This is a genomic window from Rhodoferax sp. SPJ4 (assembly GCF_058216275.1).
In genome coordinates this window covers 248,352-262,719 of record NZ_JBYZMN010000004.1, presented here as the reverse complement: position 1 = coordinate 262,719, position 14,368 = coordinate 248,352, and the positions used below count along the sequence as shown (strand labels likewise).

General features: G+C 69.9%; 13 protein-coding genes. 6 read left to right on the top strand and 7 right to left on the bottom strand.

Features of this window, described 5'->3' with window-relative positions; genetic code table 11:
* Positions 1-68 precede the first annotated feature (68 nt).
* The 3 genes from asd to AC4BAR_RS14355 are packed head-to-tail and all read left to right on the top strand — an operon-like array spanning position 69 to position 3,322.
* Complete coding sequence (gene asd / locus AC4BAR_RS14365; protein ID WP_490628570.1) at positions 69-929, top strand: archaetidylserine decarboxylase; 861 nt, start codon at positions 69-71, stop codon at positions 927-929.
* Positions 930-933: 4 nt separating this feature from the next.
* Positions 934-2,136: a formate-dependent phosphoribosylglycinamide formyltransferase gene (purT, locus tag AC4BAR_RS14360; protein WP_490628569.1), complete on the top strand. Its 1,203-nt coding sequence runs from the start codon at positions 934-936 to the stop codon at positions 2,134-2,136.
* Positions 2,137-2,152: 16 nt separating this feature from the next.
* Entirely contained in the window at positions 2,153-3,322 is a 1,170-nt protein-coding gene (locus tag AC4BAR_RS14355) for an MFS transporter (RefSeq protein WP_490628568.1), read from the top strand.
* 3 nt (positions 3,323-3,325) lie between these two features.
* Here AC4BAR_RS14355 and AC4BAR_RS14350 read toward each other — a convergent pair whose 3' ends face one another.
* From AC4BAR_RS14350 to AC4BAR_RS14330, 5 genes are read right to left on the bottom strand one after another with little or no spacing between them, the layout of a single operon-like run.
* The gene (locus tag AC4BAR_RS14350; RefSeq protein ID WP_490628567.1) at positions 3,326-4,210 is read right to left on the bottom strand and encodes a PhnE/PtxC family ABC transporter permease; all 885 of its coding nucleotides are present in this window, start codon (positions 4,208-4,210) and stop codon (positions 3,326-3,328) included.
* Complete coding sequence (locus AC4BAR_RS14345) at positions 4,210-5,082, bottom strand: phosphate/phosphite/phosphonate ABC transporter substrate-binding protein (protein ID WP_490628566.1); 873 nt, start codon at positions 5,080-5,082, stop codon at positions 4,210-4,212. The genes AC4BAR_RS14350 and AC4BAR_RS14345 overlap by 1 nt, the downstream gene beginning before the upstream one ends.
* A gap of 29 nt (positions 5,083-5,111) precedes the next feature.
* On the bottom strand, positions 5,112-6,053 hold the full coding sequence (locus AC4BAR_RS14340) for a hypothetical protein (RefSeq protein ID WP_490628565.1): 942 nt from the start codon (positions 6,051-6,053) through the stop codon (positions 5,112-5,114).
* A complete protein-coding gene (locus AC4BAR_RS14335; RefSeq protein ID WP_490628564.1) occupies positions 6,050-7,555 on the bottom strand; it encodes an AMP nucleosidase in 1,506 nt (501 codons plus the stop codon). The genes AC4BAR_RS14340 and AC4BAR_RS14335 overlap by 4 nt, the downstream gene beginning before the upstream one ends.
* Positions 7,556-7,602: 47 nt before the next feature.
* Entirely contained in the window at positions 7,603-8,442 is an 840-nt protein-coding gene (locus tag AC4BAR_RS14330) for a phosphatase PAP2 family protein (protein WP_490628563.1), read from the bottom strand.
* A gap of 77 nt (positions 8,443-8,519) precedes the next feature.
* Between AC4BAR_RS14330 and dbpA the strand changes: the two genes are divergently transcribed.
* Both dbpA and AC4BAR_RS14320 read left to right on the top strand, forming a co-directional pair.
* A complete protein-coding gene (dbpA, locus tag AC4BAR_RS14325; protein ID WP_490628562.1) occupies positions 8,520-9,947 on the top strand; it encodes an ATP-dependent RNA helicase DbpA in 1,428 nt (475 codons plus the stop codon).
* Positions 9,948-9,951: 4 nt separating this feature from the next.
* Positions 9,952-10,650, top strand: a complete 699-nt coding sequence (locus AC4BAR_RS14320) for an SDR family NAD(P)-dependent oxidoreductase (RefSeq protein ID WP_490628561.1) — start codon at positions 9,952-9,954, stop codon at positions 10,648-10,650.
* Between the two features lie 13 nt (positions 10,651-10,663).
* Here AC4BAR_RS14320 and AC4BAR_RS14315 read toward each other — a convergent pair whose 3' ends face one another.
* Positions 10,664-12,223 (bottom strand): WS/DGAT/MGAT family O-acyltransferase, encoded by a 1,560-nt coding sequence (locus tag AC4BAR_RS14315; RefSeq protein WP_490628560.1) that lies wholly within the window; start codon positions 12,221-12,223, stop codon positions 10,664-10,666.
* Positions 12,224-12,375: 152 nt separating this feature from the next.
* On the opposite strand from AC4BAR_RS14315, the gene AC4BAR_RS14310 reads away from it, so the two are divergent.
* Positions 12,376-14,151, top strand: a complete 1,776-nt coding sequence (locus AC4BAR_RS14310; protein ID WP_490628559.1) for a pyrroloquinoline quinone-dependent dehydrogenase — start codon at positions 12,376-12,378, stop codon at positions 14,149-14,151.
* Here the strand turns inward: AC4BAR_RS14310 and AC4BAR_RS14305 are convergent.
* Entirely contained in the window at positions 14,145-14,366 is a 222-nt protein-coding gene (locus AC4BAR_RS14305; RefSeq protein ID WP_490628558.1) for a SlyX family protein, read from the bottom strand. The genes AC4BAR_RS14310 and AC4BAR_RS14305 overlap by 7 nt on opposite strands.
* Positions 14,367-14,368 lie beyond the last annotated feature (2 nt).

The following is a 14,368-nucleotide window of genomic DNA, read 5'->3' as shown; positions in this document are numbered from 1 at the left end:
GTGCGCCGATATAATCCGCCCCGTTCCAACCGCATTCGCACGGGCAAAAACCGTGTGCACAGGCCCTTATGTCTGACCGTCTGGCCGTGCTGCCGCAATACCTGTTACCGAAGCGGGCCCTGACCCGTTTTGCCGGCTGGGTCGCCAGCGGCCGCTGGGGCGGCCTGACCCACTGGATCATCCGCGACTTTGTGGCGCGCTACCAGGTCAACATGGCTGAGGCGGCCAACCCCGACATCACCAGCTACCCCAGCTTCAACGAGTTCTTCACCCGCGCCCTGAAGCCCGGCGCGCGGCCGTTGGCCGCGGCCGACTTTGTCTGCCCGGTGGACGGCGCCATCAGCCAGTTCGGTGCCATCGAAGGCGACCAGATCTTCCAGGCCAAGGGCCACAGCTACTCCACCACCGCGCTGGTGGGCGGCGACGCGGCGCTGGCCGCGCAGTTTGCCCAAGGCGACTTCGCCACCATTTACCTGAGCCCCAAGGACTACCACCGCATCCACATGCCTTGTGACGGCCACTTGCTGCGCATGACCTATGTGCCGGGTGATTTGTTCTCGGTCAACCCCACCACCGCGCGTGGTGTGCCGGGGCTGTTTGCCCGCAACGAGCGGGTGGTCTGTGTGTTCGACACCGCCCACGGTCCCATGGTCTTGACCTTGGTGGGCGCCACCATCGTCGGCAGCATGGCCACGGTCTGGCACGGCGTGGTCAACCCGCCGCGCCGGCCCGATGTGTACACCTGGGACTACAGTGGCCAGAACATCCGCCTCAAGCAGGGCGACGAGATGGGCCGCTTCCTGCTCGGCTCCACCGTGGTGCTGCTGTTCCCCAAAGACCGCATCCGCTTCAACCCCGGCTGGGCGCCGGCCGGCCCGGTGTGCCTGGGCCAGGCCATGGGCCACACCCCTTCCTCCACCCACCTGTAACGCCATGACCACCTTCGGAACCCCGCTCTCCCCCCATGCCACCAAAGTGATGCTGCTGGGCAGCGGCGAACTGGGCAAGGAGGTCTTGATTGCGCTGCAGCGCCTCGGTGTGGAAACCATCGCCACCGACCGCTACGACAACGCCCCCGGCCAGCAGGTGGCCCACCACGCCCGCACCATCATCATGAGTGACCCGGCGCAGCTGAAGGCGTTGATCGAGAAGGAGCGGCCCGACCTGGTGGTGCCCGAGATCGAGGCCATCGCCACGCCGATGCTGGAAGAACTGGAAGCCGCCGGTGTGGTGCGGGTGATTCCCACCGCCCGCGCCGCCCGGCTGACCATGGACCGCGAAGGCATCCGCCGGCTGGCCGCCGAAACCCTGGGCCTGCCCACCAGCCCTTATGTGTTCTGCGACTCGCTGGCCGAGCTGCAGGCCGCCATCGACGGCAAGATCGGCTACCCCTGCATCGTCAAGCCGGTGATGAGCAGCTCGGGCAAGGGCCAGAGCAAGATCAGCGGCCCGGCCGATGTGGCCAAGGCCTGGGATTACGCCATGGCCGGTGGCCGCGTCAGCCACGGCCGCGTGATCGTCGAAGGCTTCATCGACTTTGACTACGAAATCACCCAGCTCACCGTGCGCGCGGTGGGTGCGAATGGCCAGATCGAAACCCATTTCTGCGACCCCATCGGCCATGTGCAGGTGGCGGGCGACTATGTGGAAAGCTGGCAGCCCCACCCCATGCTGGCCAGCGCGCTGGCCATGAGCCGCACCATCGCCAAGGCGGTGACCGACAACCTCGGCGGCCAAGGCCTGTTCGGTGTGGAGCTGTTCGTCAAGGGCGAGGACGTGTGGTTCAGCGAGGTCAGCCCGCGCCCGCACGACACCGGCATGGTGACGCTGACCACCCAGTGGCAGAACGAGTTTGAATTGCACGCCCGCGCCATCCTGGGCCTGCCGGTCAACACCCGGCTGAAGAGCCCGGGCGCCAGCGCGGTGATCTATGGCGGCGTGGACGCGCAAGGCATCGTGTTCGACGGTGTGGCCGAGGCGCTGCGGGTGCCCAACACCGACATCCGGCTGTTCGGCAAGCCCGAGAGCTTTGTCAAACGCCGCATGGGTGTGGCCCTGGCCTTCGACTCCGACGTCGAAGTGGCCCGCGCCAACGCCAAGCTGGCGGCCTCCAAGGTCAAGCCCCGCGTCCCCTGACGCCGCGGCCTCCGACGTGACCGAGGCCATCCCCCGCCGCGTCTTGCCGGTGCTGGTGTTGGCCCAGTTTGCCGGCACCTCGCTGTGGTTTGCCGTCAACGCGGTCATGCCCGATCTGCAGCGCGAGTTCGGCTGGCCCGCCACCGCGGTGGGCAGCCTCACCTCGGCGCTGCAAATCGGCTTCATCGCCGGCACGCTGGTGTTTGCGCTGCTGACCATTGCCGACCGTTTTCCCGCCCGCCGCGTGTTCCTGTTCTGTGCGCTGGCCGGTGCGGCCTGCACCGTGGCGGCCTGGGCCATGGTGCAGCATTTCACCGCGCTGCTGCTGTGGCGGGCCGCCACCGGTTTCTTTCTGGCCGGCATCTACCCGGTGGGCATGAAGATCGCCGCCCAGTGGTACCGCCAGGGCCTGGGCGCGGCGCTGGGCCTGCTGCTTGGCGCGCTGGTGCTGGGCTCGGCCAGCCCGCACGGCCTGCGTGCCATCAGCAGCCAGTTGCCCTGGCCCAGCGTGATGCTGGGCGTGGCCCTGCTGGCGGCGCTGGGTGGGGTGTTGCTGTACTGGGGCCTGCCTGAACCGCCCGCCGCGCCCAAGGCCGCGCCGCTGCAATGGCGGGCCTTGTCGGTGCTGTGGACAGACCGCCAGGTGCGGGCCTCGGTGCTGGGTTACTTCGGCCACATGTGGGAGCTGTACACCATGTGGGTGCTGGTGCCCCTGCTGTTGGCCAGCCGGCTGCAGGGCGCGGCACTGTCGGCCGCGGCCTTCTGCGTGCTGGGCGCCGGCGTGCTGGGCTGTGTGGGTGGCGGCCTGCTGGTGCGGCGCTGGGGCAGTGCCCGTGTGGCCGGTGTGCAACTGGCCACCAGCGGCCTGTGTTGTGTGCTGGCGCCCTGGCTGGCCGGTGCGGCGGACCCGCCGTTTTACGCCTGGCTGCTGGTCTGGGGCATCACCGTGTCGGGCGACTCGCCGCAGTTCTCGGCGCTGACCGCCCGCAACGCGCCACCGCAGGCGGTGGGCAGCGTACTCACGCTCAGCAACAGCATCGGCTTTGCGATCTCGGTGCTGAGCATCCTGCTGTTTGTGGCGCTGTCGGCCCGGCACCCGGTGGCCCAACTGATGCCCTGGCTGGCCCTGGGGCCGGCGCTGGGCCTGTGGGCGCTGTGGCCCTTGCTGCGGGCGAAGCCGGTCTGACCCTCAGGCCTGCTGGGCGCCGCGTGGCGCGTGCAGGATGCGCTGGCGGATGAAGCCGCTGAGCCGGTCCATCGCCGCCACCAGCGCCACCACCACGATCAGCAGCGTGGCCAGCCGGTCCCACTGGAACAGCGACACCGCCTCGCTCACCAGCAGGCCCAGGCCGCCGGCGCCAATCAGGCCCAGCACGGTGGAGTCGCGCACATTGAACTCCCACACATAAAGGTGGATGGAGGCGAACTGCGGGTAAAAGCCGCGCCGCATCGGGTGGGTCAGCACCTGCCAGGGCGTGAAGCCCAGCGCCAGCCCGCTTTCGAACAGCGCCGCGTCGGCGGCCTCGATGGCCTCGGCGTAGAGCTTGCCGTAGCTGCCCAGCGAGTGCGCGGCAATCGCCAGGATGCCGGCCACCGGCCCCAGGCCCACAATGCCCACCAGCAGCAGGCCGAACACCAGCGTGTGGATGGCGCGGCAGCCGTTGAGCAGCGCACGCGCCGGCAGCGCCAGCCAGGCCGGTGCCTGGGCGTTGCGGGCCGCCAGCCAGCCCAGCGGCAGGGCCAGCACCGCGGCCAGCGCGCTGCCCAGCGTGCCAATCACCAGCGTGGTCCAGGTGGCGCCGGCGATGCTGGCCATAAAGGCCTGCTCGACCTCACGCCGGTTTTCCACGCGCAACACCCGGCCGTCGTCGGCGGTGAAGGCCAGCCGCTCGGGTCCGAACCAGGCGTCGAGAAAACTCGGGTGGCCAAAGTCGGCCAGCGTGCGCAGCAGGTTGTCCCAGGGGTGGCGGCCCAGCGTCAAGTCACCCTGCAGCGCCAGCGTGGCCAGGCCGGCCAGCACCAGCGCCGCGTAGACCAGGCCCAGGCCACGCAGGGCGGTGAAGCGCCCGCCCATCAGCGCTTGGGCAGCAACTTGCCGGTGGCCAGGCCGGCGTCGCGGATGGGCGCGTAGTAGGCGTTGTCCTTGGCCACAAAGCCGGTGTAGCGCTTGGGCAGCAGGGCCGGGTTGGTTTGGAGTTCGGCGCCCAGGCCTTCGAGCGCGCTGCGCAGCCGGGCCACCAGCGCGGCGTCTTTGGCCAGCGTGGCGCTGACGGCGAAGGCGTCGTTGGGCAGCGGCGCCGAGGTCCAGATGATTTTGCTGTCGCCGGCCTTGATCAGACCCTCGTCGATCATGGCGTCGCGGTTGCGGTTGTAGTCGGCACCGGCGTCCAGCTCGCCACGCGCCACCTGGGTTTCGATGGCCTGGTGCTTGGTGTAGAGCACCTTGCTGAAGTGGGTGTCGGGGTGGATGCCGCGCTTCTGGAACTCATGGAAGGGAATCAGATAGCCGCTGGTCGAGCCCTTGTCGCCAAAGGCAAAGCTCTTGCCCTTCAGGTCGTCGATGCCGTTGATGCCGGTTTTCGGGTTCGTCACCATGATGGCAAAGTACTCGGGCTTGCCTTCGTACAGGATGGTGGCGATGGCCTGGGCGCCGGCCTCGTGGTTGGCCAGCACATAGCCCCAGGGGCCCATCAACGCCAGGTCGGTCTCGCCGCTGGCCAGCGACTTGGCCAGGCCCTCCCAGGTGTCCACCGTGCGCAGCTGCACCGGCCGCTGCAGCCGGGCCGCGAGGTGCTCGGCCAGCGGCTTGTAGGTGGCGTCGTTCTTCTCCCGGTCGGGCTGGAACAGGCCCACCCCCAGGCGCAGCGGCGCCTGGGCGAAGGCGCTCTGGCCCAGGGTGGCGGCGAGCAGCAGGGTGGCGAGCAGGGTGCGGCGTGTGGTGTGCATCATGGGACGGTGAAAGCAGGGGCTGGGCTTCAGGGTTGCTGTGGGTCGGCCAGCGCGCGTGATTCTGACAAGCCAGTGCGGACCCGGCGCCAGTACGAGGTGTGGGCCGGGCTGCCGGCGGGCCACAGCGCGAGGAACTGGCGCTGCCAGGCGGCGTCGTCAAAGTCCACCCGCACGGCCTGCACCCAGCAGTCCTTCACCTGCACCGACCGCAGCACCGGCACACCGGCGGGCGCCGGCCGCACCGAAATGCGGGTGACGAGGCCGGCGGTCTGGCCGGCCAGGCTGGCCAGCCCGGCCGCGCCGTTGTTGGCCACCCAGGTGGCGCCGGCCAGGCGCTGCAGCGTGGGCGCACAGGTGTGGCTGGAGGCGAACAGGTCCACGCCGGCCTGGGCCGCCACCCGGTCGCGCCAGGGCTGCTGGGCGGGGTCGGCCAGCGCGGCGGGGTCGAAGCCCCAGCCGGCCAGCGACTCGGCGTCGCCATGGACGATGGCCGTTCGCAGCGCGCCCACCCGGGCCACCGCGTGCATGGGCAACCGGCCCAGCGCGGCACGGGCCTCGGGGTGCTGGCGGGCGGTGTCGCGCAGCAGGCCCAGGATGGTGTTGGAGCGGGCCACATCGGCGTCGTCCACACGGTCGGGGTAGGCGCAGCCGCAGCCCACATCGGCGCTGTCGCTGGCCAGCTCGGTCTCCACATTGCCGCGCAGCGCCAGATGCGTCCGCACCCGGCGGTCGATGTCGGCGAACAGGCCGGGGTCGTTGTCGAACCAGTGGAAGTCGCCATTGAACACCAGCCGCTTGGCGCCGGATTCGAGCGCGAACAGGGACTCGATGCGGTCCAGCGCGCAGGGGTTGCCGTACAGCCCACCGACCACGTACAGCGTGTCGGTGTGCAGCTCGGGCGGGCGCTGAAACACCTGGGCCGGGTAGCGGTAGGCCAGCGGGCAGCTGCGGCCTGGGGCCTCGCTCACTGGAAGGCCACCTCGGCGAAGCTGCGCAGCTTGCGGCTGTGCAGCTGGGCCAGGCCGTTCTGGCGCAGCAGCTCGATGGCGCGCAGGCCGATGCGCAAATGCTGGTCGACCCGCTCGCGGTAGAAATGGTTGGCCATGCCGGGCAGCTTGATTTCGCCGTGCAGTGGCTTGTCGCTGACACACAGCAGCGTGCCATAGGGCACACGGAAACGGAAGCCGTTGGCGGCCACGGTGGCGCTTTCCATGTCGAGTGCCACCGCCCGGCTCTGGCTGAAGCGGCGCTGCGGCTGGTTGGCCGGCAACAACTCCCAGTTGCGGTTGTCGGTGCTGGCCACGGTGCCGGTGCGCAGCACCCGCTTCAGGTCGGCGCCGGCGAGCTGGGTCACGTCGGCCACCGCCTGCTCCAGCGCCAGCTGGATCTCTGCCAGCGCCGGGATGGGCACCCACAGCGGCAGCTCTTCGTCCAGCACATGGTCTTCGCGCACATAGCCATGGGCCAGCACGTAGTCGCCCAGCTGCTGGCTGTTGCGCAGGCCGGCGCAGTGGCCCAGCATCAGCCAGGCATGGGGCCGCAGCACGGCGATGTGGTCGGTGATGTTCTTGGCGTTGGCCGGGCCGACACCGATGTTGACCAGCGTGATGCCGCTGTGGTCGTCGCGCACCAGGTGGTAGGCCGGCATCTGCGGCAGCCGGGGCGGTGCCAGGCCCTCGGCGTCGCCGGCCCGGGCCGGCAGGCCGGTGCGGCGCGTGACCAGGTTGCCGGGCTCGATGAAGGCGCTGTAGGGGCTGGCCGGGTCGGCCATCTCGGTCTGGCCCAGGCGCACAAATTCGTCCACGTAGAACTGGTAGTTGGTGAACAGCACGAAGTTCTGGAAGGCCTTGGGCGAGGTGCCGGTGTAGTGGCGCAGGCGGTGCAGCGAGTAGTCGACCCGCGGTGCGGTGAACAGCGCCAGCGGCTGCGGCTCGCCGGCCGGCGGCTCGTGGCTGCCGTTGGCAATGCCGTCGTCCATGGCCGCCAGGTCGGGCAGGTCAAACAGGTCGCGCAGCTGGGCCCGGCGCTCGTTGCCCAGCTCGCCTTCCAGGTGCTCGTGCTCGCTGAAGGAAAAATGCAGCGGGATGGGCTGGGTGCTGGTGCCCACCTCCAGCTCGCCGGCGTGGTTTTGCAGCAGCAGGCGGAACTGCTCCAGGTAGTAGTCGGCGTACAAATCGGGCCGGGTCAGCGTGGTCTCGAAGCGGCCGGGCCCGGCCACAAAACCGTAGCTCAGGCCCTCGTGCGGCGAGCCGCCGCGTGGCCGCGAGGCCTCGGTGCGCACCCGCACCAGCGGGTAGAAGGCGCGCACCCGCTGGGTGGGCGGCGGGCTGTCGGGGCCGGCGGCCACAAAGTCGTGCATGGCCTCGCGCAGGTGCTGGATGCCGGCGTCGTAAATCTGCTGAACCAGCGCCAGGGCGGCCGGGGCGTCGGTGAAGCGTTGGGGGGCGATGAAGGCGGGCAGCGAGTACATGCCCCATTCTGTCCGAAAGCCGGGGCGCTACCGTGACGGCGGGGCGCTCAGGCGCGCGGGCGGCGGCGGTGGCCCAGCAGCGCCAAGCCGCCCAGGCACAGCAGCAGCCAGGCCGTGCCCGAGGCCGCGCCGGCCAGCACGTCGCTGGGATGGTGCACGCCCAGAAACACCCGGCTGCAGGCCACCGCATAAGCGATGGCCACCGCGGCCAGCACCACCAGCAGGCCCAGCCGATGCACCCAGCGCGGCGGCAGCAGGGTCAGCAGCAGCCAGGCCAGCAGGCCGTAGGCCACCACCGCGGCCGAGGCATGGCCGCTGGGGAAACTGGCGCCGTGGGCCGCCACCAGGCCTGCTGCGCTGCCGTCGGCCAGCAAGGGCCGCGGGCGCTCGAACCAGGCCTTCAGGCCGTGGTTGATGGCGGCATTGCCCAGCAAGGCCACCCACCAGGACAAGGCCAGCCAGGGCCGAGCCAGCAGCGCCACCGCCACGCTGACCCCCAGGCCCAGCGTGAGCCAGGTGGCGGTGTCGCCCAGCCGGGTGATGGCCGTGGCCAAGCTGGCCAGCTCGGGGGTGACCTGGGGCCGCAGCGCCTGCAGAAAGGCGTTGTCCAGCGCGCTGAGCCGGCCGTCGGGGGCGATGCCGCTGGCCAGGCCGGCAAACACCCCGGCTGCGGCCACCGCCAGCGCCGCGGCAAAAATCAGGTGCAGCGCCAGAAACAGCTCGGGCGGCCAGCTGCTGCGCAGCCGCGGCACCCACAGGTGGCGGCCAAATCCCCACAGGCCGGCGGTGGTCCACAGCAGCAGTGCGCCGGCCACGCCACAGGTGGTCAGCGCCTCGCTGCCAAGGCCGCGGGCCAGGTCGGTGAGGGCCAGGGTGTCGTCCAACATGGTGATCAGAAAGGGGCCTTAGCTTAATCGCATCAGGTGAAGACGCCAGGCGTCGGCACAAGTCCCGATAATCGCGCATGACCCTTTCTGCCCCTGCTTCCCCTTCGCCCGCTCCGTCTTCCGCCGCCGGCCCGACCTTCGGCCAGCTGCCTTTGTCGCCCGAGGCGCTGGCCAACCTGACCCAGCTGGGCTACACCGCGATGACGCCCATCCAGGCTGCCAGCCTGCCGGTGGCCTTGCTGGGCAAGGACTTGATTGCCCAGGCCAAGACCGGCAGCGGCAAGACCGCCGCCTTCGCGCTGGCCCTGCTGGCCAACCTGAACCCGCGCCGTTTCGCGGTGCAGGCCCTGGTGCTGTGCCCGACCCGCGAGCTGGCCGACCAGGTGGCCCAGGAAATCCGCCGGCTGGCCCGCGCCGAAGAAAACATCAAGACCGTGACGCTGTGTGGCGGGGTGCCGCTGCGCATGCAGAACGCCAGCCTGGAGCATGGTGCCCACATCGCGGTGGGCACGCCCGGCCGCATCATGGACCACCTGCAGCGCGGCACGCTGGACCTGTCGGCCCTCAACACCCTGGTGCTGGACGAGGCCGACCGCATGCTGGACATGGGCTTCTTCGACGACATCGCCAGCGTGGTCAAGCAATGCCCGGCCAACCGCCAGACGCTGCTGTTCTCGGCCACTTACCCCGAGGGCATCGAGAAGATCGCCCGCCAGTTCATGCGCGAGCCGCAGCAGATCACGGTGGCGCCCGAAAAGGCGGGCAACCAGATCGCCCAGCGCTTCTACCAGGTGACGCGGGCCGAGCGCCTGCCGGCGGTGGCCAAAATCCTCAACCATTTCCGTCCGGTCAGCACCATCGCGTTCTGCAACACCAAGCAGCAATGCCGCGACCTGGTGGCCTTTTTGCAGGCCCAGGGCTTCAGCGCGCTGGCGCTGTACGGCGAGTTGGAGCAGCGCGAACGCGACCAGGTGCTGGCGCAGTTTGCCAACCGCAGCTGCTCGGTGCTGGTGGCCACCGACGTGGCCTCGCGTGGGCTGGACATCCAGCAGCTGGAGGCGGTGGTCAATGTCGACATCTCGCCCGATGCGGAGGTCCATGTGCACCGCATCGGTCGCACCGGCCGGGCTGGCGAGGCCGGCCTGGCGCTGAGCCTGGCCAGCATGGACGAGATGGGGTTTGTGGGCCGCATCGAGCAGTACCAGAACCTGACCTCGGCCTGGCACAAGCTCGACGAGCTGACACCGGCCAGCACCCAGCCGCTCACGCCGCCCATGGTGACGCTGCAAATTTTGGGTGGCCGCAAGGAAAAAATCCGCGCCGGCGACGTGCTGGGTGCGCTGACCGGCGACGCCGGCTTCAGCCGCGAGCAGGTGGGCAAGATCATGGTCACCGACTTCTGCACCTTTGTGGCGGTGGACCGCGCCATTGCCGACGAGGCCTTGCACCGGCTCAACGCCGGCAAGGTCAAAGGCAAGAGCGTCAAGGTGCGCCGGGTCGGTTGAAGCGATGACCGACCTGGCGGTTATTTTGGGCACGGGAGGGATTGGCAGCGCCCTGGCCGACGGCCTGCGCGCCAGCGGCCGTTTTGCCGAGGTGCTGGCCTTTGGCCGCCAGACCTCACCGGTGCTGGACATCACCGACGAGGCCTCGGTGGCCGCTGTCGCCGCGCAGGTGAAAACGCGTCTGGACGAGCCCGACCTTCGTTTGGCCCAGCTCTGGGTGGCCACCGGTTTTCTGCACGGCGCGGCCGGCCAGCCCGAACGCAGCTGGGCCCAGCTGGACCCGGCCTATTTGCAGCAGGTGCTGGCGGTCAACACCGTGGGCCCGGCGCTGGTGATGAAACATTTCCTGCCCCTGCTGCCACGCAGCGGCCCCTGTGCCGCGGCCTTTCTGTCGGCCAAGGTCGGCAGCATTGGCGACAACGCATTGGGTGGCTGGTATGGCTACCGGGCGTCCAAGGCGGCGCTGAACCAGCTGGTGAAAACCGCGGCGATCGAGCTGGCCCGCCGCAACCGCCAGGCCCTGTGTGTGGCGCTGCACCCGGGCACGGTGGCCACGGCCTTGTCGGCGCCCTTTGCCAAGCAGGGTTTGTTGGTGCGGCCGCCGGCCGAGGCCGCCGGGCGGCTGCGGGCGGTGGTGGACAGCCTGGTGCCCGGCGACAGCGGCGGCTATTTCAGCCACGACGGCCAGCGCCTGCCCTGGTAGGGGGCGGGGCCGTTCAGGCCGCTGCGCGGGCCCGCGGGCGGCGCGCCGGGGTTGCCGGCTTGGCCTGGGGTGGTTTGGCGGCCGGGGCCGCTTTCTTGCGCGGCGCCTTGGCCGGTGCCGCGGCCTCTGCGACGTCAGCGGCCGGTGTCAGCGCCATCAACTCGTCAAAGGCCTGCTGGATCAGCTCGGCCAGCCAGGGCAGGTCGGGCAAGGCCTTGCGGCAGGCGGTCAGGCCGAAGTCCAGTGCCCCGGCATAGCTTTGCACTGTGATGTTGAGCGCCATGCTGTGCACCGCGATCGACACCGGGTAGTAGCTCAGCAGCTTGGCGCCGGCCAGGTAGAGCGGGACCTTGGGGCCGGGCACGTTGGAGATGGCGACGTTGGCGATCGGCGGCATCTGGTTGGCGATGCGCGAGCGGCCGAACAGCGTGGCCAGCCCGCCCAGCAGCCAAGGCGCGCCCAGCGAGGGGTAGTCGGTGGGCAGCACCGATTTGACGCTGCCGGTGAGGGCCTTGGAGGCCTTGGCGCCGCGCCGCACCGCCCGCAGCCGCGCCAGCGGGTCGTCTATGGTGCTGGCCAGGCTCATGCGCATCATGGACACCTGGTTGTTCAGCGTGGCGTCGCCGGCTTCGCGCAGGCTCACCGGCACCGCGGCCAGCAGTGGCTCCTTGGGGATGCCACCGTGCTGGGCCAGGTAGCCGCGCAGTGCGCCCGAGCACAGCGCCAGCACCACGTCGTTGAGCGTGGCCTCGTGGGCGCGGGCGATGGCCTTCAGGTCGGCCAGCGGCAGCGACAGGCCGGCAAACAGCCGCTGGTTGGTGACGTTGCCGTTCAGCACGGTCTTGGGGCCGAACCAGGCGTTGCCGGTGCGGCGGCTGGTTTTCTCGCCCGAAGTGTCGCGCGCCGGGCGCAGCAATTGCAGCGCGGTGCCGGCCAGCGTGGGCAGCATCTTGACCAGCTTGCCGTACTGGCCGGCGGTCTGGCGCAGGCCGGCCTTGGCCAGCGCACCCAGGCTGGGTTCGGCATCGTCCTGGGGCGAGCGCGGGGCCGGTGGCGGCACCTCGCGCGGCACCGGCGAGACGTCCAGGATGGCCTGGGCCAGCGCCGCGCCGCCGGCACCGTCCAGCGCCGCGTGGTGGACCTTGGAATAAAACGCCACATGGCGGCTGCCCTGGGGCGCGCCGGGCGGCGACTGCAGGCCCTCGATCACATAAAACTCCCACAGCGGGCGGCTGCGGTCCAGCAGGCTGGAATGCAGCCGGCCCACCAGCCGGTCGAGCTGGGCCCGGCTGCCCGGCTTGGGCAGCACGGTGCGGCGGATGTGGTAGTCCAGGTCGATGTCGTCGTCATGCACCCAGACCGGGTTGGCCAGCTCGAAGGGCATGGGCACCAGCTTGCGCTGGAACACGCTGGCCAGGTGCAGCCGGCTGGCCAGGTGGCGCTGCACATCCTCGAAAAAATCGCCGCGGTAGCCGGCCGGGATTTCGCAGATGTTCAGGCCGCCCACATGCATCGGCGTCTCGGGGGTTTCGATGTAGAGGAAGGTGGCGTCCAGCCCGCTGAGGTGGTCCATGGGGTGCTCCGGGGGAAAAAGCGTGTGGGGGCGTTGCAGGGTGCGCCATCATGGCGCGGTTTGGCCCGGCCGGGTGGCGCGTTGGCGTCAAAAACCTAGGCGGGGCGGTCTATAGTTGGTTTGCAGCGCACCCAAACCCCGGAGACTTTGCCATGCGATTTTTGCGCCTTGCCACCGGCCTGCTGGCCGGTCTGGCCGCCACCGCATTCGCCCAGGACAGCGCCTGGCCCAGCTACGGCCGCGACCTGAGCAACCAGCGCCATTCGCCACTGGCCCAAATCCACCGCGGCAACGTGGGCCAGCTGCAGAAGGCCTGGGCGTACCACAGCGGCGTCAAGGCCACTTTCCAGGCCACGCCCATCGTCACCGGCGGCGTGATGTATTTGTCGCTGCCCTTCAGCAGCGTGGCCGCGCTGGACGCCGTGACGGGCCAGCCGCTGTGGCGTTACGAGCACCCGCGCCGCAAAGGCTACCCGCTGTGCTGTGGCCCGGCCAACCGCGGTGTGGCGGTGGCCGACGGCAAGGTCTATGTGGGCACGGTCGATGCGCGGCTGATCGCGTTGGACGCGAAAACCGGCCGGGTGTTGTGGGACATCGCCATTGCCGAAGACCAGGCCGCGCCGCCGTCCGAGCAGGCCGATCTGTTGAAGGGCTCGGCCTTGACCGGCCGCGCCAGCGTGCAGACCGGCACCACCGGCGTGGGCATCTCGATGGCGCCGGTGGTCTACCAGGGCAAGGTGATTGTGGGCATCACCGGCGTGGGCTACGGCCTGCACCTGGACGAGCCGCGCGAGGGCGCGCCGCTGGGCGCGGTGGTGGGCGTGTCGGGCAATTTTGGCCGGCCAGGTTTTCTGGCCGCTTTCGACGCAGCCACCGGAAAACGGGTCTGGCAGTTCGACACCATCGCCCCAACCGGCTGGGAAGGCCAGTTCCGCACCACCACGCCCGACGGCGAGCCCCTGCACCGCGACATCGCCCGCGAAAAAGCCACGCTGGCCCAATACCCCGACGCGGCCAAGTTCGGCGGCGGCTCGGCCTGGAGCACGCCGGCCATCGACCCGCAACGGGGCCTGCTGTACTTCGGCACCGGCAACCCCTCGCCGCAGATGGACGACATCTCGCGCCCCGGCGACAACCTCTACACCGTGTCGCTGGTGGCGCTGGACGTGGCCACCGGAAAGATCCGCTGGCATTACCAGCAGGTGCCCCACGACCGCTGGGGCTACGACGTGGCCAGCCCGCCCATGCTGTTCGATTACATGAAGAACGGCAAGGCCATTGCCGCCGTGGGCCAGGCCAGCAAGATCGGCTATTTCTTTGTGCACGACCGGGCCACCGGTGAGTTGCTTCTGAAGAGCGAGAGCTTTGTGCCGCGCAGCAACACCTTTGCCCGCGCCACACCCGAGGGGGTGCTGATCCAGCCCGGCGTGACCGGCGGTGTCAACTGGTCGCCGGCGGCGGTGGACCCCGGCGCCCAGCGCGCCTACCTCGCGGCCATTGACTGGCCGGTGCGCTACAAGGTGGGCGAAATCCCGGCCAAGGACGGCAAGCCGGCGGTGCGCTACTCGTCGCTGGAGCCGGTGGACAGCCCGCGTTCGGGCAATGTCACGGCCATCGACCTGGCCACCGGCAAGCTGGCCTGGCAACACCCCACGCCGGAGCCCATGATCGGCGGCGTGTTGTCCACCGCCGGCGGCCTGGTGTTTGCCGGCGAGGGCAACGGCCGCTTCAGCGCGCTGGACGCCGGCACCGGCCAGCCGCTGTGGACCACCCAGGCCGAGGCCGGCGTCAACGCGCCGGCCATCACCTACGAGATCAAAGGGCGGCAGTACATCGCGGTGGCCGCCGGCGGCAACCAGCTGTTCGGCTACAAGGCCGGTGATGCGCTGCTGGTGTTCGCGCTGCCCGAGGCGCATGCGGCTCAGTAGTGCGGCGGTTTTTCGTCGGGCGGAGGGCCCGATGGGTGCAGGCCGCCAGGCTGTGCGTGGTTGAGTTCGCGCAGACGGACGATCTCGGCGATGAGCGCGTCAATCTGTTGCTGTTGCCGGATCACGACCTGGTTGAGCTGGTCCACCAAATCCTCGGTGTAGCTGGCCTTGATCTCCAGATCGACGAGTTTGGCCTCGATGTCATGCGGTTCCATGG

What these genes read in the sequence shown, in the direction of transcription:
- AC4BAR_RS14310 (WP_490628559.1), top strand. Translation starts at nt 12,376, where the DNA reads ATGCGATTTTTGCGCCTTGCCACCGGCCTGCTGGCCGGTCTGGCCGCC.
- AC4BAR_RS14330 (WP_490628563.1), bottom strand. Translation starts at nt 8,442, where the DNA reads ATGTTGGACGACACCCTGGCCCTCACCGACCTGGCCCGCGGCCTTGGC.
- AC4BAR_RS14315 (WP_490628560.1), bottom strand. Translation starts at nt 12,223, where the DNA reads ATGGACCACCTCAGCGGGCTGGACGCCACCTTCCTCTACATCGAAACC.
- AC4BAR_RS14305 (WP_490628558.1), bottom strand. Translation starts at nt 14,366, where the DNA reads ATGGAACCGCATGACATCGAGGCCAAACTCGTCGATCTGGAGATCAAG.
- AC4BAR_RS14345 (WP_490628566.1), bottom strand. Translation starts at nt 5,082, where the DNA reads ATGCACACCACACGCCGCACCCTGCTCGCCACCCTGCTGCTCGCCGCC.
- AC4BAR_RS14350 (WP_490628567.1), bottom strand. Translation starts at nt 4,210, where the DNA reads ATGGGCGGGCGCTTCACCGCCCTGCGTGGCCTGGGCCTGGTCTACGCG.
- asd (WP_490628570.1), top strand. Translation starts at nt 69, where the DNA reads ATGTCTGACCGTCTGGCCGTGCTGCCGCAATACCTGTTACCGAAGCGG.
- purT (WP_490628569.1), top strand. Translation starts at nt 934, where the DNA reads ATGACCACCTTCGGAACCCCGCTCTCCCCCCATGCCACCAAAGTGATG.
- AC4BAR_RS14320 (WP_490628561.1), top strand. Translation starts at nt 9,952, where the DNA reads ATGACCGACCTGGCGGTTATTTTGGGCACGGGAGGGATTGGCAGCGCC.
- dbpA (WP_490628562.1), top strand. Translation starts at nt 8,520, where the DNA reads ATGACCCTTTCTGCCCCTGCTTCCCCTTCGCCCGCTCCGTCTTCCGCC.
- AC4BAR_RS14335 (WP_490628564.1), bottom strand. Translation starts at nt 7,555, where the DNA reads ATGTACTCGCTGCCCGCCTTCATCGCCCCCCAACGCTTCACCGACGCC.